Annotated in this window: 19 protein-coding genes; all 19 read right to left on the reverse strand. The window is 35.1% G+C overall.

Features of this window, described 5'->3' with window-relative positions; translation table 11 throughout:
- Positions 1–709: 709 nt before the first annotated feature.
- The 19 genes from J0J69_RS07025 to pfkB all read right to left on the reverse strand — a co-directional run bounded on the left by J0J69_RS07025 (position 710) and on the right by pfkB (position 23,022).
- Positions 710–2,017: an IS1380 family transposase gene (locus J0J69_RS07025; protein WP_212725705.1), complete on the reverse strand. Its 1,308-nt coding sequence runs from the start codon at positions 2,015–2,017 to the stop codon at positions 710–712.
- Between the two features lie 357 nt (positions 2,018–2,374).
- On the reverse strand, positions 2,375–2,869 hold the full coding sequence (locus J0J69_RS07030) for an HD domain-containing protein (RefSeq protein ID WP_212725706.1): 495 nt from the start codon (positions 2,867–2,869) through the stop codon (positions 2,375–2,377).
- Positions 2,870–2,906: 37 nt separating this feature from the next.
- A complete protein-coding gene (locus J0J69_RS07035; protein WP_005816203.1) occupies positions 2,907–3,647 on the reverse strand; it encodes a class I SAM-dependent methyltransferase in 741 nt (246 codons plus the stop codon).
- 195 nt (positions 3,648–3,842) lie between these two features.
- A complete protein-coding gene (gene rlmD, locus J0J69_RS07045) occupies positions 3,843–5,222 on the reverse strand; it encodes a 23S rRNA (uracil(1939)-C(5))-methyltransferase RlmD (RefSeq protein WP_212724172.1) in 1,380 nt (459 codons plus the stop codon).
- A 126-nt stretch (positions 5,223–5,348) separates the two neighbouring features.
- Positions 5,349–6,161: a hypothetical protein gene (locus J0J69_RS07050; protein ID WP_237252458.1), complete on the reverse strand. Its 813-nt coding sequence runs from the start codon at positions 6,159–6,161 to the stop codon at positions 5,349–5,351.
- 79 nt (positions 6,162–6,240) lie between these two features.
- A complete protein-coding gene (locus J0J69_RS07055; RefSeq protein ID WP_212724174.1) occupies positions 6,241–7,434 on the reverse strand; it encodes an L-serine ammonia-lyase, iron-sulfur-dependent, subunit alpha in 1,194 nt (397 codons plus the stop codon).
- A 62-nt stretch (positions 7,435–7,496) separates the two neighbouring features.
- Positions 7,497–9,470, reverse strand: a complete 1,974-nt coding sequence (uvrB, locus tag J0J69_RS07060; RefSeq protein WP_055242722.1) for an excinuclease ABC subunit UvrB — start codon at positions 9,468–9,470, stop codon at positions 7,497–7,499.
- 194 nt (positions 9,471–9,664) lie between these two features.
- A complete protein-coding gene (locus J0J69_RS07065; protein WP_055305987.1) occupies positions 9,665–11,089 on the reverse strand; it encodes a S41 family peptidase in 1,425 nt (474 codons plus the stop codon).
- A gap of 221 nt (positions 11,090–11,310) precedes the next feature.
- Complete coding sequence (locus J0J69_RS07070) at positions 11,311–12,519, reverse strand: murein hydrolase activator EnvC family protein (protein ID WP_212725708.1); 1,209 nt, start codon at positions 12,517–12,519, stop codon at positions 11,311–11,313.
- Between the two features lie 27 nt (positions 12,520–12,546).
- Positions 12,547–13,461 carry a permease-like cell division protein FtsX gene (gene ftsX / locus J0J69_RS07075; protein WP_212725709.1) on the reverse strand — a complete coding sequence of 305 codons (915 nt, stop codon included), beginning with the start codon at positions 13,459–13,461 and terminating at the stop codon, positions 12,547–12,549.
- Entirely contained in the window at positions 13,448–14,131 is a 684-nt protein-coding gene (gene ftsE / locus J0J69_RS07080; RefSeq protein ID WP_055275154.1) for a cell division ATP-binding protein FtsE, read from the reverse strand. The genes ftsX and ftsE overlap by 14 nt, the downstream gene beginning before the upstream one ends.
- Positions 14,132–14,417: 286 nt before the next feature.
- Entirely contained in the window at positions 14,418–14,897 is a 480-nt protein-coding gene (locus J0J69_RS07085; RefSeq protein ID WP_055242735.1) for an S-ribosylhomocysteine lyase, read from the reverse strand.
- A gap of 103 nt (positions 14,898–15,000) precedes the next feature.
- Positions 15,001–16,098, reverse strand: coding sequence for a peptide chain release factor 2 (gene prfB / locus J0J69_RS07090; RefSeq protein ID WP_070100325.1), 1,098 nt, complete (start codon positions 16,096–16,098; stop codon positions 15,001–15,003).
- 570 nt (positions 16,099–16,668) lie between these two features.
- A complete protein-coding gene (gene secA, locus J0J69_RS07095) occupies positions 16,669–19,197 on the reverse strand; it encodes a preprotein translocase subunit SecA (protein WP_419606451.1) in 2,529 nt (842 codons plus the stop codon).
- A 339-nt stretch (positions 19,198–19,536) separates the two neighbouring features.
- A complete protein-coding gene (gene hpf / locus J0J69_RS07100; RefSeq protein ID WP_055275157.1) occupies positions 19,537–20,085 on the reverse strand; it encodes a ribosome hibernation-promoting factor, HPF/YfiA family in 549 nt (182 codons plus the stop codon).
- 324 nt (positions 20,086–20,409) lie between these two features.
- Positions 20,410–20,703: a hypothetical protein gene (locus tag J0J69_RS07105; RefSeq protein WP_055242741.1), complete on the reverse strand. Its 294-nt coding sequence runs from the start codon at positions 20,701–20,703 to the stop codon at positions 20,410–20,412.
- Complete coding sequence (locus J0J69_RS07110) at positions 20,666–21,667, reverse strand: helicase-related protein (protein ID WP_256637849.1); 1,002 nt, start codon at positions 21,665–21,667, stop codon at positions 20,666–20,668. Before J0J69_RS07110 ends, J0J69_RS07105 begins: the two co-directional genes overlap by 38 nt.
- Positions 21,636–22,046, reverse strand: a complete 411-nt coding sequence (locus J0J69_RS07115) for a hypothetical protein (RefSeq protein WP_237252460.1) — start codon at positions 22,044–22,046, stop codon at positions 21,636–21,638. Before J0J69_RS07115 ends, J0J69_RS07110 begins: the two co-directional genes overlap by 32 nt.
- 46 nt (positions 22,047–22,092) lie before the next feature.
- Positions 22,093–23,022 carry a 1-phosphofructokinase gene (pfkB, locus tag J0J69_RS07120; RefSeq protein WP_212725711.1) on the reverse strand — a complete coding sequence of 310 codons (930 nt, stop codon included), beginning with the start codon at positions 23,020–23,022 and terminating at the stop codon, positions 22,093–22,095.
- Positions 23,023–23,090: the final 68 nt, after the last annotated feature.

A 23,090-nucleotide genomic window follows, 5' to 3' on the forward strand; every position in this document is an offset into this window, starting at 1 on the left:
TTATATTAATCATACGATTCAAATTTCTAAATAATTACAATTTCAGAGAATTAATGATATAAAAACGGATTTATAACGAAATTTATCATATGTGAACATTAAAAAAACTTCCCATCTCTTACGCTAATGGGAAGTTTTTAACTTTCTCTAATAAAAAAGTATCCTACAATTTTATAACAGGCTAGTTCATAATCGGCTTTAAAACTAAGACAGGCAATCATCGAACTAAAATTGTTCCGATATAAAAAACTTATCTAGATTTATATAAAATAAAAAACTACTCTTTCCTTAGAGAAAATCATGAAAAGAAATTATTGAACATATAAAAAGTGAGAGTAAGCTGCTAAAAAATCAATAATCACTATCCTGTCAGATAAAAAATTTAATTTTAATTAAATCAACTATAATAGTGTAAGCAATCCCATCTTCTTCATTAGAGCGTGTCACTCATTATTCCACCTTATACTCTTCTCATTCCTTTATTAAATCAAATTTATTTTCTCAGTTCATACAATATAACCTGAATTATTCATGACCATTCAAAAAAAGCTGTGGACAAACTAAATTTTAGTCTAAACCACAGCTTTTTATCGTTTTAATCTTAAATTTGAGTTAATTCATACTCCAAATCTCTAAAAAAGGGTAGACCCCCCCTTGGTGATGTGTTTCTCTAAAAAATATCTCATTTTCAAAGAACGACTTCAGTCACTTACTCTAACTGAATGGCCTGAATCGTTTTTAAACAGTGATGGAAAACTTCTTTGTAAGGATGGTGACTACAGAGTTTGAACAGGATTCTTCGTGATTGTTTCACTCGCTTGGCAGCGATTTTAATGAGCTTGGTCCTTAAAGTTTCAATCTGCATGTTAGAAAACTCACGAGGTAATGTTAATCGTCTGAATCCATTGATAAGATTGTAGGCTAACACCACGAGTTGAATTCGGTTGACATTAGTCATCAAGTGTTTATGACTCACCTTATCCATTCTAAACCCATTTTTACACTCTTTGATATAGTTTTCCATCGTCCCGCGTTTAGCGTATAGATTGACCACCATCTCTGGTCTTGTTTCCATGTTCGTCACTAAAAATAAATAATCGGGAATGAGTTCGCCTGCTTTTCGTCTCACTTGAACGATGACACGTCTTGGCCGATCCCAACTCTTTGCTTGATAGTCAAACTCCCCATAAAGTTGTTGAGAATATTGCAGTGAACAATCCGCTAATAAGTCACCCGTCACTTCTTGTGCTAATCGATATAACGTGGCGTTCGCTTTTAGGCGAATCAGATACTTCGTATCTAATGTTTCGCACAATTTATAAAGTTCTTTATGAGCGAAGCCACTGTCTCCACGAACGATTCGATAGTTTAAAGGAAATTCTTTTTTATAACGAGAGAGTACGGGACCAAGAAAAGAAACGACATTTCGTGAGGTATAAACATTGCCCGCACGAAGCTCAACTTTTAAACAGTCTCCAGTCATTCCATCAAAAACCATGAGAGGATGAAAGCCTTGTGCTTGATAGTGAGCATTAAAGGAATTCCCATATTGGTGTCCATACGTTTGAAAATGAGTGGAATCCACATCAAAAATAAAATGATGAGGCGTTTCGACTTGATAAAATTGCGATAATAGCTTTTGATTGATGAGTTCAAATTGCTTACTTGTGTCCTTGGTGAGTCGATGATAAAAACGAGATAACGTGGGTTGTGAAGCTAAGGAAGTCTTGTTAAGTAACTGTGTGACTAGTGGTTCGGCTCTTAATTCATCGGCATCATCTGCACAATGGTAACCAGCAATGGTTTGATAAATTTGTTGGAGACAAAGGTCGTGATTCGTATGAGTTCGAATCGCCTGATCAGTCTCTAAATAAAAGTATTGTTTTAAGAGTTCTGGAAACTTCATGTGATGCATAAATTCTTGAATTAACAACAGTCCTGCATCCGATGTTAAATCCCCACCCTTAAAATTAAATTTAATCTTTTGATTGAAACGAAGTTGTTCTTGATGTATCATAAAAATGTAATCTCTCCTTAGTTTTGATTTGGCGATTAAAACGATATCAAATGAGAGATTATTTTCATAGCAAAATGCTTCACTTAAAAGGTGAAATAAAAAATAAAGAAAAAGCGTTGATTCCACTAAGGACTCAACGCTTTTTGCATTTTTATGGTGAATAATTTAGGGTCAAAAGAATAAATATAACGTATTTCAGTAAGTTTTTTCCTGCAATTTCAATAATGCATCCGTTGTAGGCATGGAGGTATTATTAGATATCATATTATCGCACTCCTTTGCTGCTTATTATCTAGGGTTAAACTTAACTACTATTTTTCTTTGCGATATAAAATACATAACTGTAATAATCTACTACTAATCTAAAATAAAGCGATTATAAGCTATCCTTTTTCCTGTGTTTGTTTTAAAGTTTTCACCTATACACTTTTTTATCTTTTCCTGTTCTTTTTCTTTATCCATAACCGTTAAATTTTCAAGCAAATCAGCTTCCCATTGTATTTGAAAATCAAGTCCATCAATTTTAGATGGAGTATGATGGTTGCCTATTATAAAGCATATTCTATCAATATTTTTGTTATAGCCTACCTTTTTTAATATTTCTTTCGCTACTGCTGGTCCTTCCTTTTCTTGATAGACACCATCAATAGAACCGTATTTTTTTTGTGCTTCAACCGCACCAATATCATGTAGTATAGCAGTAATACTGATGAATTCTTTTTCTTCCTCTCCGATATTTTCTCCGTTCATTATATCTTCTGCATTTTTCAAAACTTTAAGAGTATGCTCTATGCCAAAAGGAATTTCTTTGAATACTTCTTTCATCTCTATAATAATTTTTTCTTTAAGCATAAATTGCCTCCATTTATACCTTATAGGTGTTTTAGTTCTATCTATCCATTTTTTTGTTGGCCGATACAATCAGCATCATGGGACGGCGCATTTCATCCTGCATCCCCGGAATATCCATCATGTTTTCCGGCGGCTGCGGCTCCACAATCTGATTTATTATAAAACCATTTGAAAGCAGTGTATTTAGATATGTGGTCAGTGTTCTATGATATTTTGTAACCTTTTCTCCCAAAAACACAGCTGTCCGTTTGCCCTCATAATAATAATTATCCACTGGAAAATGCAGTATTTCTCCTTTTTCGTTATAATGCCAGTCTTGTGTTCCATAGGCAGTAAAAACAGGATGTTCAACCGTAAAAACTAGCTTACCCCCAGACTTCAGTATTCTATATATCTTTTTTACTAAAATCTCATAATCTGCTACATAGTGAAACGCAAGTGAACTTAATATTACATCAAAACTCTCCTCTGGGAATTCCACATCTTCTATAGCACAGCATTTATATTCAACCTGTGGAAAATGTGTTTTTTCTTTGGCTACCTCGAGCATTTTATGAGAAATATCAACACCTACAACAGAAGAAGCACCGTGTTCCATCGCATAAATACAGTGCCATCCATAGCCGCATCCTAAATCAAGCACACGCTTATCTTTAAAATCCGGCAGCAGCTTTCTCAATGTTTCCCATTCTCCTGCACCGGCTAGTCCCTGCTGTGAGCGACTCATTTGACTGTATTTTTGAAAAAATATATTATCATCATATTTGTTTTCTTTCATCTGAATTTCCCTCGTTTAAAAAGTTATTTATCTCCGTTGCAATTTTTTTCACTTCTTTATAAAGCTTCTCGGTCATATCGTAGCATTCAAAAAGTGAAAGACTGAGTACTTCAAAAATATGATTAACCCTTTCGGCATATTTTTCAGGTTTATATTCAAAAGTTTCAAGCAGTTTTATAGCTTTCTTTTCGCCCTTTATTTGCTTACTCTTGACATCAATACTACGGTCTCCACATGCGCTGTTTGTGGGAACATATCAACTGGCTGAACGACTTCTAGATTATATCCACCTTCGATTAAGATTTTTAAATCACGAGCTAATGTTGATGAATCACATGATACGTAAACGATACGTTTTGGTTTCGCTTCTAACATAGTATCAAGTAATGTTTTATCGCATCCTTTGCGAGGTGGGTCAACGACGATGACATCTGGAACAATTCCATTTTCAATCCACATTGGAATTACATCTTCTGATTTTCCAACGGCGAATTGCGCATTATCAAAGCCATTCAACTTCGCATTCATTTTCGCATCTTCAATCGCTTCAGGAATAATCTCAACGCCATAAACTTCTTTAGCATGTTGTGCTAAAAATAACGTAATTGTTCCAATTCCACAATAGGCATCGAATACGACTTCATTTCCTGTTAATCCTGCAAATTCTACTGCTTTTGAATATAACGTTTCAGTTTGTACTGGATTCACTTGATAGAATGAACGTGGTGAAATCGCAAATCGAATTCCATTCATTTCATCATAAATATATGGTTCTCCATATAAAATCTTTGTTTCATCTCCAAAAATAACATTTGTTACTTTTGGATTGATGTTCTGAGCAATACTCTTAATTTGTGGATACTTGTTGATTAAAGTTTCAATCACAGTATCAATGTTTGGAATAGTTTTTGTACGAGTAACAAGTGTTACCATGATTTCGCCTGTCTTAAATCCAACACGAACAATAACATGGCGTAACACTCCTAAATTTAATGACTCATTATAAGGATCAATATTTAAATCACGACATAACTCACGCATGGTATCCACAATTTGATCTGAAATATCCGTTTGGATTAAACACGACTTCATATTCGTAATCTCATGACTACGTTTTTGATAGAATCCCGCTACTACTTCACCATTTGCATAACCAAATGGTACTTGTGTTTTATTACGGTAACGACTTGGATTTTTCATTCCAATGGTCGGTAATACATTTGCATCTTCAATATGTCCAATACGTTTTAATTGGTTAACCACTGTATCATGCTTCATTTGAAGCTGTCCTTCATAACTTAAATGTTGAACTTGGCAACCACCACATTGTTTATAAATACCACATGCAGGCTCGACACGTTCAGGACTTGTCACAAAATAATCAACGGCGCGTCCGAACGCGTATGTCTTTTTAACAAGTGTCACTTTCATATTAATCTCTTCGCCAACTAGCGCATTTGATACGAAAATTGGGAATCCATCCACACGTGCTACACCTAATCCATCGTGTGTTAAACTTTCAATTTTCACATCATAATATTCATTCTTTTGAACTGGTACTACTTTCTTCGCCATCATTTATCACCTATATATACAAAAAGTATTTTTACATTTTTAGTTATAGTATTAAAGTCTAACAATTACTGAGACTTCTATTTTAATTCTTCATAAGAAGAGGGAGACTATTAGTCTCCCCGTCCTTTATTGCCATTCAAATGTTTCTGTTGTTGTATCGTAAGCACCCCAGCTTGGATAAGGTGAAATATTTGTTGGTTTAATCGATTGATCCACCTCTAAATACGGAATTTCACCTAATTCTTCTTCTTCCTCAGCTGTTAATGGTTTTAAAGCATCGATACGTGCTTGAAATGCTGCTTTCTCCTCAGGATATCGTGCTTCATACTGACCAGTCTTTTCATTATAGTCCTTCGGCATGACATTAATATTATTTTGAGCACGCTCAATATTTTTTGCAGTTGGATATTTCTCTGCTTGCGCGACAATTCTTTCTACAATATCAAGACGATGTTCTTTATAATAAGCTAATTCCTCTTCACGATTTGTCTCCACTAATGTTTTAATATCACCTGATGAAACAACAAGTTGTACAGTGTAACCATTAGCAACATCCCCTGCTTGTGCTAAAAACTCAGTTGCTGCTGCTTCGGCGGCAGCACGTGCCTTCTCCACATCAACTCCATCATTAACGCGTACATCAAAATAGACAACTGGTCCTTGAACCGTCACTTTTATTTCTTTTACACCTGATTGGCTTGCACCTACTTGTTCAGCGTTAGAAATCATCGAATCAGTAATAGGTTGCAAGTTCTCCGTACGATAACCGTAAATCGGCTGCCCCGCAACCTTTAGAGGATCTAAGTAAAAATATTTTAAAACATTATAACCGAATAAGACCGTTACAACTGCCAAAACTCCGATATAGCTATATAAAACAACTTGCTTTTTCGTTACATTACGTTTTTTGCTTGGTTTCTTAGCTTCTTCATTTGCCATACAGTCACTTCCTTTACTGTTGTTCATTCACTTTAAATATCCTCTATTATACCATTAAAACCTCATAAATCCTAGTCCATTAGCATTCTGCAAAATGTTTCGCAAGCCCGCCTTGAGCCGTTTCACGATATTTTGCCATTAAATCATGCCCCGTTTCTTTCATCGTTTGCATTACTTGATCTAATGTAATCGTATGATATCCATCTGTTAACATCGCATATTTTGCAGCATCATACGCACGTTTTGCTGCAACAGCATTACGTTCAATACATGGTACTTGTACATATCCATATACAGGGTCACATGTCATTCCTAAATGATGTTCAAGCCCGATTTCTGCTGAATATTCACAATGTAAGTTAGATGCTCCTTTTAAGAATGCGACAGCTGCCGCTGCCATTGAACAAGCCGATCCCACTTCACCTTGACATCCAACTTCTGCACCTGAGATAGAGGCATTTGTTTTGATTAAATCCCCTACAAGTCCTGCCACAGCTAACGCGTCAACCAATTGCTCATCACTATATCCTTCACGTTCTTGTAAAGCAAATAAAACACCTGGTAAAACACCTGAAGCTCCACACGTTGGAGCCGTAACTACCACATCTCCACACGCATTTTGCTCTGAAACTGCTAAAGCATACGCATAAATTAAAATAGATAAATCTTCTGGATTTGCTTTTGCTTGTTCAAAGAATTGTTTCGCACGGCGTGGATAATTTAACTTTCCTGGTAACGTTCCTTCTGCAACTAATCCATTCATTAAACTTTCACGCATCACAGCTAAAATCTCTTCTAAATAAGGTTTAATATCTGCTTCATAAGCATAAACATAATCAGCTAATGTCCAGTTCTTTTCTTTGCACACGTCTAATACTTCATTCATCGTTGTATTTGGGTAAACACTCTCAACCTCATCACGAGCTTGGCCTTCTTCAATAATCGATCCTCCACCTACTGAATAAACCGTCCATGTTCCGATTTCTTCATTCGCTTCATTATAAGCAATGAACTGCATTGCATTTGGATGGAAGAGACGGAAATCTTCTGGACGCCATGTAATCTTTACTGGCTTTGGATCCATTGTCTTAATAATAATATAATCCGTTAAATGTCCCTCACCTGTTGCAGCTAAACTTCCATATAATACAGCCTCATAAGACGTCGCTTCAGGATAACGTCCCATAAATACTTTTGCTGCACGAGCAGGTCCCATCGTATGTGAACTAGATGGGCCATTTCCTACTTTATATAACTCACGTAAACTTTCCATAGATTTATCTCATTCCTTATCTTTAGTGACTCATTGCCACATTTATCTTCCTATTAACTCTATTATAAGCCTAACTCAATTTTTAATTCAAGCATTGCATCACGAAGTGTTGCTGCTGTTTCAAAGTCAAGCGCTTTTGCCGCTTCCTTCATTTCATTTTCAAGTTTTTGCATTAACTTTTCTTTATCTTTACGAGACATTTTCTTATCATACTTCGCCTCTTTTTCAACCACTTCAGTTGCACGGATCACATCTCGCACATCTTTACGAACAGTCATTGGGATAATATCATGCTCTTCATTATATTTCTCCTGAATTTCACGACGACGAGCTGTTTCATCAATTGCACGTTGCATCGATCCAGTTACTTTATCTGCATATAAAATAACACGTCCTTCTGCATTACGAGCCGCACGACCAATGGTTTGGATAAGTGAACGATCACTACGTAAGAATCCTTCTTTATCTGCATCTAAAATAGCAACCAGTGAAACTTCTGGAATATCTAATCCTTCACGTAATAAGTTGATTCCAACTAAAACATCATACGTTCCCACACGTAAATCACGAATAATTTCGATACGTTCTAGCGTCTTAATCTCAGAATGTAAATAAGCTACTTTAATCCCTAATTCTTTTAAATAATTCGTTAATTCTTCTGACATCTTAATCGTTAAAGTCGTAATTAAGACACGCTCGTTTTTCTCGATACGTTTATAAATTTCACCCACTAAGTGATCAATTTGTCCACGACTTGGATGTAACTCGATCACTGGGTCAAGTAATCCCGTTGGACGAATAATTTGCTCAATCACTTGATCAGTACGTTCTAATTCGTAATCACCTGGCGTTGCTGATACATAAATGGCCTGATGAATTTTGTCTTCAAACTCATTGAATTGTAGTGGGCGGTTATCTAAAGCTGAAGGCAAACGGAATCCATGATTGACAAGTGTTTCTTTTCGGGCACGGTCCCCGTTATACATTCCTCTTACCTGTGGAAGCGTCACGTGTGATTCATCCGCGACTAATAACCAGTCATCTGGGAAGAAATCAAGTAAACAGTATGGCGTTGCTCCACGCTCACGTAAAGAAAGTGGTCCTGAATAATTCTCGACACCTGAACAGAATCCCATTTCTGCCATCATTTCTAAATCATAGCGTGTACGTTGTTCAATACGTTGAGCCTCTAATAATTTACCTTCTGACTCAAAGTATTTAACCTGCTCCTCTAACTCATCCTCGATATTTTTAAGGGCAATTTTCATCCGTTCTTCACCTGTTACGAAGTGAGAGGCTGGGAAAATAACGACGTGTTTACGTTCACTTAACACTTCACCAGTTAACGTATCAATCTCACGAATACGATCAACTTCCTCACCAAAGAACTCTATGCGAATTGCATTCTTTTCCGTGGCAATCGGTAAGATTTCAACAATATCTCCTCGTACACGGAAGGTTCCACGATGAAAATCAATGTCATTACGTTGATATTGAATACGAACTAACTCATTTAATAGATCATTTCGTTCCATCTCCATTCCAACACGAATAGAAACCATCATCTTTTTATATTCTTCTGGATCCCCAATCCCGTAAATACATGAAACAGAAGCCACGACAATCACATCATTACGCTCAAGAAGTGCTGCAGTGGCTGAGTGACGTAACTTATCAATTTCATCATTCGTCTTTGCATCTTTTTCAATAAACGTATCCGATGATGGGACGTACGCTTCAGGTTGATAATAATCATAGTAACTGACAAAATATTCAACCGCATTATTTGGGAAAAACTCTTTTAACTCACTATATAATTGTCCTGCTAACGTTTTATTATGGGCTAAGACTAAGGTTGGCTTATTCACTGCTTGAACAACATTAGCAATCGTGAATGTTTTCCCTGTCCCTGTTGCTCCTAATAAAACTTGCTCTTTAACACCATTATTTATATTATGAACTAATTCATCAATCGCCTTTGGTTGATCACCTGAAGGCGCATACTTAGAAACAATCTGAAACTTACCATTTGTCATTAAATGTCACCTCACATTAAATCCATTATATCATATCTAAAAATCCACCGCTATCTACTTAACCGCTGACCTTTTTCTTGTCAATTTAGACAATAAGATTTGCTCTAAAAGAAACCATTCCTCACTTACTATGAACCATTCTTAAAGAATTCATCATAATAAAAATAGGAAGATAATAAATCTTCCTATTTTTATTATTGCTGCAACATACCAATTGCTTTTTGAAGTTGAGTATCGTACTGCTTATCACGAATTTTTTCTCGTAATGCTAATGTTAATTCGCTCGCTGTTTTATTATCAATTACACCCGTTGCTTCAATACTATGATCCACTTGGAATTCTTTCACCGCTGACACGGTTGATTCATCAAAGTATCCATCGGTTCTTCCAACGTTATAACCTAATGTTTTTAAAATATTTTGAGCATTTTTAATAGCTGTATCTACCATGTCAAATTCAAGTGGTGCTCCGTCTGTTAAATAAACTTGATAATAGTAATAAAATTCTGGTGCTTCTACCTCAATCGTTGGTGTTACCCCTTCTTCATTAATCCAATTTCCATTTGGTGTCTTCCACACTTGAGTTGTAATTTTTAAAGAAGAATGATCATCTAATGGCATCGAAACTTGGACAGTTCCTTTTCCATAAGATGTCGTTCCAATGACATCATATTTGCCAGCCTCTTTCATCGCAGCAGCAAAAATTTCTGAAGCTGAAGCACTACCTTCATTAATTAACGTCACAACAGGATAATCTTTTCCTTCACTTGTTGTTTTGTATGTTGTTCCGCTACCATCACGAGATTCAATTGTTGTAATCACTTGATCAGGTGGAAGGATATAATCAACCATCTCGACTACACTTGTTAAATAACCACCTGAATTATTTCTTAAATCGACGATTAAAGAAGTCATTCCTTGTTCTTCTAAAGCTTCAATCGCTTGCTTAAATTCATTCGCCGTATTTTCTCCAAAAGTTGAAATTTGAAGATATCCAATTAAGTCTTCCCCAGCTGGAATTAATTCTGATTTAACCGTTTCTTGATCAATCGCTTGTCTTGTCACTTCAATAGAAATTAACTCAGGATTATCGTTGCGTTGAATTCCGAGGATTACTGTTGATCCAACAGGACCTTTAATTTTACTCGTTACCTCTTGTAAATTTTGACCGACTACATTTTCTCCATCCACCTCAATGACTAAATCATTTGCTAAAATTCCAGCTTCATCTGCCGGTGAATCAGGAAATGGCGATACAATCATTGTATACCCATTAACATTCGTTACTTCGCATCCAATCCCTGAATAAGTCTCTTCTAAGTGCTCAACAAAATTTTCATAGTCTGTCATTGTAAAATATGTTGAATGAGGATCGCCTAAAGCATCAATCATTCCTGAAATAGCTCCATCAATTAAAGATTGGCTGTCACCTTCATAAAAATAATGATATGTCTTTAATGCTTCATACACTTGATTAATTGAAGCTGTCTCCCCATAATTAGCTGGTGAAACAATAGTTTGAGCTGGATTTTTAGCTGGAAATACTAAAGATAGTAATAATGTAACAACAGCTCCTAAACAAAAGCTTCCCACAAGTTGCAATACTCTCTTACGCTTCATGCAATCACTCCTTTTAATTGAATATCTTCTATACCCTTTATATCATTTCCTAACGATACCAAAAAATGTAGACTTTATAGGATTATCTCTATTTTATCAATTTTTATTTTCTTTGTCATGATTATAAAATGGAATAAATTAGTTTATATTGTGGTTATTTGATATAATGACTTAATTTCATAAACAATAAAAAAGACATGTCATAACATGTCTTTTTTCTACTACCATGATGATGGGAAACTGATATAGTTTCTTGGATTAACAGCGTATGGATAATTATAGTATCCTTCATAAACCTCAAAATGTAAATGAGCTCCAAAAGAATTACCCGTGTTCCCCATTGTACCTAACTGTGTTCCTCTTGATACTTGTTGACCAACAGATACATATGGAGCTGAATGCATATGTGCGTAAACCGTTGTCAAAATCTGTCCATTAACATTATGTGTAATCATAACATGGTTTCCATAGGCACTATGCCATCCTGCACGAATAACCGTTCCCGCCTGTGCAGCATAAACAGGGGTTGATGTATCACCATAGTTTGCTAAGTCAATTCCTGTATGATTTGGATAACACATGAATTCACAGCTCACATATCCTGTTGCTAATGGAATCATAAATCCAGTTCCACTAATGACACCACCGCTACTAGATGAACCTCCACTTGAAACAGGAGGAGGTGGCGTTTGCTCTAGAATTTTCTTTTGTTCTTCAGCAATAGAGATAATCTCAGCTGCCGATAAACGTTCACTTTCTAATTGTTGCATTTGTTTTGCTAATTCTTGTTTTTGTTGTTCTAACTTTTCTTGATAAGCTGTTAGAGTCTCACGCTCTACTTCTAAACTAGCTTTATTCTCAGCAAGCTCTTGCTTTTGAACCTTTAAAGTAGCCAGCATCGCTTGTTGTTGACTCACTAATAAACTTAGCTCATCCATTGATTCTGCATCACTTTCTGCAAAGTGATTAACAACACGTAATCGACGAATAAAATCAACGATGCTATCTGATTCAGATAAGACTTGCAAAATAGTATTTCCTCGAGATAAGCGTTGTGAAACACGCATACGTTCTGCAACAACTTCTTTAAGCTCTTGAATATCATTTTCTAATTTTTTGATTTCATTTTCACTATTTTTAATTTCATTTTCTTTAATTGATATTTTCTTTTCAAATTCAGAAATAGCAGTTTCTGTTTCAGAGATTTTTTGGATCGTTGTACCCATATCTCCTTCTACAATATCAATCTCTTTTTGAACAGCAGCCTCTTTACTTTTTAAATCAGAAATCTGACTTTGCGCCTCACTAATAATGTCATTACACTCTTGTTTAGTGGAACATGTAGTAGCTGCATCTACTGTAAAAGAAAACTTTGGAATTAAACTAAGCATTAGAGCCAAACTTAACATTGTAAAAATCTTTTTTGACATATTTATTCCCTCCCTTACCTTAATGAATTAGATTTTTAATGAATATTTAATAACTGCAAAGAAACTTCCCAATAAACTCACAATAATTGATAGAATTCCTATTAAAACACCTAATTCATAAACTGTTGGGAACGGTGCTGTCATTTGAAGCATCGGAATAACTAAAACGCCTCCGAATAATTCATATAAAAATTGGTAACCATAAATGGTAAATAAGATAGGACCTACAGCCCCTAAAATACCAATAATGAAACCTTCAATTAAGAATGGGACTGTAACATGTGAAACTGATGCTCCAACTAATTTCATAATTTTCAATTCATTTTTACGTGCATAAATAGTTAATTTAATTGTATTTTGGATTAAGAATACAGCTAAGATTAATAAAATAACAACAATCCATGAGAATGACTTACGAATAATATTTGTAATATTAGAAAAAGCTGCTAACGATGATTCTTCACCATAATCCACATAATCAACACCATCAATCTCTTTAACGACTTTAGCCACTTCATCCACATTCTTTACATCATCTGCAGCTACAACTACTGAATCTCGTAACGGATTTTCATCACTTGTATTTTCAAAGAAAGTGGCTAACTCCGGATCATCTTCACCAATACGATTAATAAAATCCGTATACTCTTCTTCTTTTGTCGTATGAATAATATCTGCTACGTGCTCTTGCGATTTCATTAAATCAATTGCCGCAGCAATTTGTTCTTCTGTTGCTTCTTTTGAGAACTCAACAAAAATTTTAATTTCACTTTCTACTTGCTCAGTAAAATTACTCGTATTATGAGCAAATAATACGAATAATGAACATAAACTTAAAGTTAAGGTTAAGGTAATGACTGATGAAAGTGACATGAATAAGTTATTCCAAATATTTTTAAATCCGTCTCGGATATAACGGAAAAATTGTCTAATTAGTTTCATAGTAACCTTTCACCTCATCACTAAAAATTGTTCCATGATCAATTGTTATCACACGGCAATCTTGCTCAAAGATTAGCTCATGATCATGAGTTGCCATAATAATCGTTTTTCCTTCATCGTTTAATTTCTTTAAAATATTAACGATTTGAGTTGAATTTTCTGGATCTAAGTTTCCAGTTGGCTCATCGGCAATAATAATATCTGGGTTATTCGCAATGGCACGGGCAATTGCCACACGTTGCTGTTCTCCCCCTGATAATTGATTAGGATAAAAACGCATTTTATTCGTTAATCCAACTAATTCAATAGCTGCTACTGCTTTTGCACGAACCTCTTTACTCGGCAATCCAATGGCTTCTAAAGCAAAAGCAACATTTTGATAAACCGTCATTTTCTGCAATAATTTAAAATCTTGGAATACGACACCAATTTGACGACGTAACTTTGGTACTTTAAAGCGGTTAAGTTTACTCACATTAAGTCCCTTAACCATAATTTGACCACCCGTAGATTTTTCTTGACGATTAATCATTTTTAAAAATGATGATTTCCCTGCCCCACTCGGCCCAATCACGAACAAGAACTCTCCCGGCTCAATTTGAATATTTATATTATGAAGCCCAATAACTCCATTTGCGTACTTTTTACTGACATTTGTAAACTCAATCATAATCTCCCCACCTATCTCTAGACGTCTTTTCTCATTATAACATATCTGCCAGATACTTTCGTTTTCAATCCGGCAATTGCCAACAAATACTAATATTTTTTATGTATATTTTTCAATAATCTTTCATTAACATTTTAGCATAATCAATTTTATATTAATAGAAAATGTCGAACAAAACAGGCTATCAAAGCCTTAAACTAATGACTTTTTACATTCTTTACACATTATAAAGTTTTTCTAAACCAAAAAAAGAGGAAAATCTCGTAAAAGATTCTCCTCTTTTTTATTACGCTGGATAAACTAAATTAGCTTCTGTGATTTGGTTTAATGTATTTTCTAAGAAGGCCTTAGCTTCATATTTCGCCATTGGTAAATTCATATCTAAATAATTTCCACAATCGCGCGCACTTGCACCTGGAACGTCACCTTCATAATTCGCAACAAATTCAAAGGTTTCTTTAACTAAATCTACAATCTCTTCTGATTTTAGATCGCCTTTTAAAATTAAATAGAACCCTGTACGACATCCCATTGGTCCAAAATAAATAGTCTGATCTGCTGCTGTTTCATGATTACGTAAAAATGTTGCAGCTAAATGTTCAATCGTATGAATTTCAGCAGTATTCATAACTGGTTCACGATTCGGTAATTTTGTACGAATATCAAATGTTGTTACGATTTCTTGTCCTATGACATCTTGGCGTGAAACATAAATTCCACGTAATAAATCATCATGATTAACTGTAAAACTAGGAATCTTTTTCATATCTCCTTCACTCCTTTTACTCACTACTTATATTTAAATTCATTATACATGTAATCTGTGTATCTTTCTATCTATAGCATGAGTTATCCACAAACTTCCACCGTTAGATACTATGTCTTAAATAAGCATCAATAAATCCATCTAAATCGCCATCCATAACACCTTGGACATTTCCCACCTCATATGATGTGCGATGATCTTTAACTAATGAGTACGGATGGAAAACATATGAGCGAATCTGACTTCCCCATCCAATCTCTTTAACTTCACCACGGATTTTTGCTAACTCCGCTTCTTGTTCCTCTAACTTACGTTGATATAACTTAGATTTTAACATCTCCATCGCAGCTTCACGGTTTTTAATCTGTGAACGTTGGTTTTGGCATGTAACAATCGTATTCGTTGGTAAATGCGTAATACGTACCGCTGAATCAGTTGTATTAATGTGCTGACCACCTGCTCCACTTGCGCGGTACGTATCAATTTTTAAATCTTCAGCACGAATTTCGATATCAATATCTCCTGAGAATTCAGGCATGACATCACAAGAACAGAATGACGTATGACGACGCCCCCCTGAATCAAATGGAGAAATACGAACTAAACGATGTACGCCACGCTCGGCTTTAAAATAACCAAATGCATTTGTTCCTTTAATTTTGATTGTTACGCTTTTAATTCCAGCCTCTTCACCTACTAGATAATCTAAAACTTCTACTTTAAACCCTTTACGTTCAGCATAACGCGTATACATACGATATAACATTTCAGCCCAGTCTTGTGATTCTGTTCCACCCGCACCTGGATGTAGTTCTAAAATAGCATTGTTTGCATCATATGGACCACTTAATAAAATTTCTAATTCAAACTTATTTAACTTCTCACTGACTTCGCTAATCTGTGATTCAAGTTCAACTTGTAAGTCCTCATCGGGTTCTTCTAAAATTAACTCAAAAGCAACGGCTAAATCTTCTACTTCACCTTCTAAAGTATAGAATGTATTAACTTTATCTTTGATTGCATTGGCTGCATTAATAACTTCTTGAGCTTTACGTTGATCATCCCAAAAACCTACCGCTTGCATCTTTGCATCATACTCTTTAATCTCAGCTTCTTTTTGCTCAACATTTAAAGATTCTTTAAATTGAGAGATACGTTCAGACATTTTCTTGATTTCTGTTCTTATTTCATGAATTTCCATCTCTGTCACCACTTCTTTATATCAATTTTCATGTTTTTAAAATTGTTATCATAAACGCAAAACAAGTTCAAAAGATTATCATTATGATATCCTTGAACGATATAAGAAGCAGTAATTTTTTTACACTGTAAAAAATGTTACTGCTTCTATAATTAGCCTATATTTATGATATTTTAAGACTATTAATTTGATCGACTCTATATTGAATAATGATCTATTTCTATATATAAACAGATAAGTATTCTACATCTTAAGTAGCAAATAAAAAATACTGATATGTTTTACCTATCTAGGCAACCTATAGTCCAGTTAAAAATTTTCTCTCAAGAAAATTTATCTCGACTTATATATATAGAAAACAAAAGGTTTTTCATATTTTTCAATCACACTTAGTTCCCAAGTCCTTTTGAGACTAAGACCAACTATAGTAGCGATGAATCACCTAGCAGTTTTGCTCGCAAAATAATTCTCCATTACTAGGGGTTAAAAGTTTTTATGATATGAAAACTTATTTCAACTTATATATAGAATCGCCTACTATTAACAGTTGATGGTAAAAGTAGATAATTATTAATTATCATTTCCACAACATTGTTTATATTTCTTCCCGCTTCCACATGGACACTCATCATTACGTCCTACTTTTTCAGTTTTACGTGTGACAGGGCGTTTTTTCTCTTCTTTTCCACTATTCGTCGCGGTTGGTTTAGCCACTTCTTCACGTTGTAAGTTTTGACGAATTTCTGCGCGTAAGATATAACGTGTTACATCATCTTCAATACGCTCAATTAAACGATTAAACATTTCAAATCCTTCACTTTGATATTCATGTAATGGATTGATTTGACCATACGAACGTAAATGGATTCCTTGGCGTAATGCATCCATGGCATCAATATGGTTCATCCAGTGCGTATCAACGACACGTAAAACAATAACTTTTTGGAATTCATGGAAGATTGAAGAGTCAATAGATTGCTCTTTTTGACGGTAATCATCTTTAACAAGATTAGCAATGTACTCAATCATTTCAGCCTCTGTTTTTCCTTCAAGTGCTGATAATTCTACTTTATTCACTGGGAATAAGTTCGTATTTAAGTAATTTAATAATCCTTCATAATTATATTCAGGAGCATCCTTTTGTTTTGAATCTTGTGCTTCTCCTACTGAATAAGTATGAACTAAGCGTGTTACTGAAGAGTCAATCATACCAAAGATAACATCTGTTAAGTCTTCCGTTTCTAAAATATCTTGACGTTGTCCATAAATGACTTCACGTTGACGACGGATGACATCATCATATTCCAGTAAATTTTTACGCATATCATAGTTGTTACCTTCTACACGTTTTTGTGCTGATTCAACCGCTTTAGTAACCATTTTACTTTCAATTGGCTCATTTTCATCCATTCCTAATTTATCAACCATCGTATGCATGCGATCAGAACCGAAACGACGCATTAATTCATCTTGGAATGATAAGTAGAAACGTGTATATCCTGGATCTCCTTGACGTCCAGAACGTCCACGTAACTGATTATCAATACGACGTGATTCATGACGCTCTGTCCCAATAACCGCTAATCCACCTAAAGCCTTCACTTCATCTGTTAACTTGATGTCTGTCCCACGACCAGCCATATTTGTCGCGATTGTAACAGCACCCTTTTTCCCAGCATCCATGATAATCTCAGCTTCACGCTCATGGTTCTTCGCATTTAAGACGTTATGTGGAATACCTTTACGTTTTAATAATTGTGAGATATATTCTGATGTTTCAACGGCTACTGTCCCTAATAAAACAGGTTGTCCTTGTTTATGACGCTCAATAACATCATTAACAACCGCGTTAAACTTCGCATTCATATCTTTATAAACTAAATCTGGTGCATCTTGACGGGCAATTGGACGGTTCGTTGGAATCTCAACAACCATCATATTATAAATATTACGGAACTCTTCTTCTTCTGTTTTAGCTGTCCCTGTCATTCCTGATAATTTACTATATAAACGGAATAAATTCTGGAATGTAATTGTTGCTAATGTTGATGTTTCTTGCTTAATCGATACACCTTCTTTTGCTTGAATCGCTTGGTGAAGACCTTCAGAATAAGCACGACCCTTCATTAAACGTCCTGTAAATTGGTCAACAATTACAACTTCATCTTCTTGAATGACGTAGTCTACGTCACGAGCCATCACATAGTTTGCTTTTAAGGCATTATTGATATGGTGTAATAAGACGGCATGTTTAATATCGTATAAGTTCTCAATACGGAATGTGCGTTCTGCCTTTTCAATTCCGCCTTCATTTAATTGAATATTTTTTGTTTTAATATCGATGTTGTAATCTTCTTCATCTTTTAATGTTTTAACAAAACGGTCAGCATGCGCGTATAAGTTTGCTGTACGTTTTTGTCCACCTGAGATAATTAATGGCGTACGGGCCTCATCAATTAAAATGGAATCAACCTCATCCACAATGGCATAATTTAATTTACGTTGTACCATTTGTTTTGCATATAGCACCATATGATCACGTAAGTAATCGAATCCTAATTCATTATTCGTTGAATATGTAATATCGCATGCATATTGTTTCTTCTTCTCTTCAGACGGCATCCCTGCTAAGTTTAAACCAACTGTTAGTCCAAGCCAACGATATAATTCACCCATTTCACGAGCATCACGACTCGCTAAATATTCATTGACTGTAATAATATGTACCCCTTTACCTTCTAAGGCATTTAAGTAAGCTGGCATCGTTGAAGTTAAAGTTTTACCCTCACCTGTTCTCATCTCAGCGATGTTCCCGCCGTGTAAAGCAATCCCCCCGATAATTTGTACTTTATATGGTTTCATACCAAGTACACGAGTTGATGCTTCACGAACAACAGCAAATGCTTCAACTAATAAATCATCTAGCGTTTCCCCTTTTTCAATTCTCTCTTTGAACTCTAGCGTTTTATTTTGAAGTTGCTCATCTGTTAACCCTTGCATATGTGGTTCTAAAGCAATTACTTCATCTGCTAATTTATCAGCACGTTTTAATACTTTCACACTTGGATCTAACATTTTCTTAATTGCTGAAATCATCATCATCGCTCCTTGTCTATCGTTAACTAACCTATGCTAGCTAATACTCTGTTTATTAACATAATGTTACCACTTTTGAATAAACATGTACACAAAAAATCCCCATATGGACATAATGTTACCTAATTTTTGTCACCTTCCTCTTTTGAAAGATGAACTTCAAGTCTTTATTCCAACGAAAACCGATCACACTTATTCCAAACTTCCCTTTATTTCTAGCACATTTGCTTCCGATATAAAAGGCTACCTCTAACTAGAGACAGCCCTCAAATGAATGCAGATAGATTTTTAAATACACACTAAAGAGACTATCCTCAGATAGTCCCTTCTAATAATCATCAATTAGTTATTTGTTTCAATAACAGCATATTTACCATCGTTACGACGATATACCACACAAACAGCATCAACCGCCATATCGCGATAAACATAAAAATCATGTCCTAATAACTCTAATTGCATAATGGCTTCTTCAACGTCCATTGGTTTTAAATGAACATTTTTCACTTTATAAGGGACCTCATCCTCTTCATTATAAACCTCTGGTGTATCATCAATCGTAATGAAGTAATTACTAATTCCTTCACGCTCACGGATTTTTTTATTCGCCTTCGTTTTATGACGACGGATTTGACGTTCTAACTTATCTACAACTAAATCAATCGCTGCATATAAATCATCACTCGCTTCCTCAGCACGTAAGATAAATTGATTACCTGGAATAGTGACCTCTACTTTTTGAATCACATCATAGATTTTAATGTAGACGCGAGCCTCTAAATCTTGGTTCGTAGGTAAGAATCGTTGTAAACTTCCCACTTTTTCCTCGATATAATTTCTAATTGCATCCGTTACGTTGAAACGATTAGCTCCCCTGATTTGAATTCTCATTAGAATCACTCCTATCTATCTGATGTACCTTTATTATAATATAAACCCCAGCAAAAAGAAAGCGGTTTCCGTTTTTTGTCGAACATAAAACTGTTACATAAAACGGATTATAAACTTCTTTGTCGAACTCCTTCTTTATTAAAAAGAGATTTATATCATTTTAATCAAAATTAGTGAATTCTATACCTCTAAAACGGTTATAAATTTTTAATAAATTCTGATGGTCTCATTTGAAATGTTATCTAACGAAACAAAAATCAATTGAAGTTTCTCTCTTTCTTGCTTGGATAATCGTTTCTCTACCTGCTCTAATAAAATATCCATTCATGGATAAGGGCCCTGTGATACAGGATTTAAAATCATAATATGAGATTTTAATTTTAATTGTCTCTTAATCTCTTGATAATATGCCGAAATAAATAATTGAACTAAAATGAGATCTCCTTTTTTCAATCGCTCTACAACTTCAGTCATCCATTCATTTTGTTCAAATAAACAAGGTCCCTTCTTCCTAACCAAGTATTGTTGACAAGTCGCACAAATTATTGGCGGTTCAAGCGCTAACAACTCTTGAAATCGGTTAATAACGATAAATTGATAACAAACTAGACATCTCATATTTTGGCTCCTCTTTTAATAAATGTTGCTTCCATGCGCTTTGATTCATTCGCTTAATTTGTTCACGCGCGGCATCCATCGCTTCTGTAATTCCATAATGAAAGAAAATAATCTCTCCATGTGGATACTTAGGATTTCTACCGACACGTCCACTGATTTGTACTAAGGCACTTTCTTCATAAACTTCATGTTCAGCACAAAAAATAGCCACATCAATATCAGCAATCGTCACACCACGCTCTAGAATCATCGTTGTAATTAAAAACTGCCCTTCTCCCTCTTTAAATGCTTTTACTTTTGAAATTCTCTCCTCATCATTCGAATAAACGAAGGCAACTTCTAATTTCAGCAGCTTTTTTAATACCTGTTGAAGAAAATGCCCCGCTTCAATCGTTGGAACGAATAAAAGGGCTCGCCGATTAGTCGCAAGTTTTTTTCTCATCCAACGTAAAACAGCCTTAGGAAGACGCCCTTTCTTCAAAGCTTTCTCAAGATTCCCTGCCCATTGAAATTTGGGAATGTCAAGCGAATATAAATGATACCTTGCAGGAATGAGACAACATTTCAAAGCCCCCTTCTTAATCGCTATTTGATCCGCTTTTGATGGTGTTGCAGATAAATAAATCGTAGCACAGGTTGGTTTACAAGCTTTCTTTGCTAGCCGTGGTAGCATCTCATCAAATGTATATGGAAAAGCATCTACCTCATCGATAATCAACAAATCAAATGCTTGATAAAAACGAATCAATTGATGAGTTGTACTAATCACAATATCCCCATAATCCATTTTTTCATCAGAGTGACCATGCAGTCCAATCACCAACGCATACGGAAAGGCTTGTTTAAGTCGAGGTACCAACTCGATGACCACATCAGCTCTTGGAATCGCCCAACAAACTCGTTTTTGTTGCTGTAAAGCAAGAGCAATGGTTTCAAACATCATCTCTGTTTTTCCTGGCTCCACACACCGCCCAAATAATTCCAGTTTCTCCTTTTTTTAGAATATTTTTAGCGAAATCTGAGGCTCTTTGTTGAAGTGAAGAGAGTTTAAAATCTAAATTTAATACGTGAGCATTTTGTGTTACTTTTGCAGGCATTAATGACCGATATAAATAATGACAGTTATCTACCATTTTAAAATCTAAACATTGGCGACAGTAGGTAATCAATTGTCCCTTGTAAGTAAAAGTACCAAACCATTCATCTGATTGATTCAAACAGCGCTCACACATTTGATTGTGAACCCCTATCACCTTTACGACGTCCTTTTCCTGAACCAATCCTTGCTCATGAAGTCGTAAATATTCTTCCTCTGTCCATTCTCGTCCACTGATATCAAACATAAAAATCACCTCTAACATCAATTACGCTAGAGGTGTTGGATTTCTTTTATTTAATTTTTTCAACATGACAGCGAGGCAATAGAGATTTATAATCAGATTCAATCACATGAGCTGTCTCAAAAGTCATAGCATTCGCACTCGATAAAGCAATTGCTTTTTTTAACATCTCTTCCGGCTGGTCACCTTCTGCGAAAGAGATACACATTGAAGCCACAACGGTATCACCGCATCCAAGAGTGCTCTTAACTTCAACTTCTGGTGCCTTTCCTTTCCAAGCACCTTGTTCTGAGACTAACATTGCACCTTCTTTTCCTAATGAAATTAGAACATACTCAATCCCCTGTCGACAAATTTCTTGAGCAAAATCAAGCATTTGATCTTGAGTCGCAGATTGAACTCCCATTAACTCAAGCATTTCATCTTGATTCGGTTTAATTAAACATGGTTTTTGTTCAATAGCGACTTTCAGTAAAGATCCTGATGTATCTACAATAACCTTATCGCAGTAATTTTTACAAAGTTGAATAAGTTTCGTGAAGTAATCTTCATCAACTCCTCGAGGTGCGCTCCCACAAATCGCAACAACTGTACTTTTTTTGGATAACTCTTCTACCTTATGTAAGAGCTCCGTTAATTCATTTGTTTCAATTTTAGGACCTTTTTCAAGTAACTCAGTACGTTTTCCTTTTGTATCAAATAATTGAATATTTGTGCGTGTTGTTCCTTTAATATTAATAAAATGATCATTAATTTTTTCATCTTGAAAACATTGCTTAAAAATAGGTGCCACTATTCCGCCTAAAAAACCAGTGGCATTTACTTCGCGATTAAAATCTCGTAATACTTTTGCCACATCAATTCCTTTTCCAGCCGCAGAAGTACTTAAAATCTCAGCACGATTCGTTTCACCAATATTGATAGCATCAATCTTCATTAACTTATCTAATGCGGGATTTAACGTTATAGTCGTAATCATCGTTTAATTCACACTCCTCTATTTATAAATAACATAATTATTCTTATAAATTTACTATGTCTATCATT

Source organism: Turicibacter bilis (assembly GCF_024499055.1).
GTDB lineage: Bacteria > Bacillota_I > Bacilli_A > MOL361 > Turicibacteraceae > Turicibacter > Turicibacter bilis.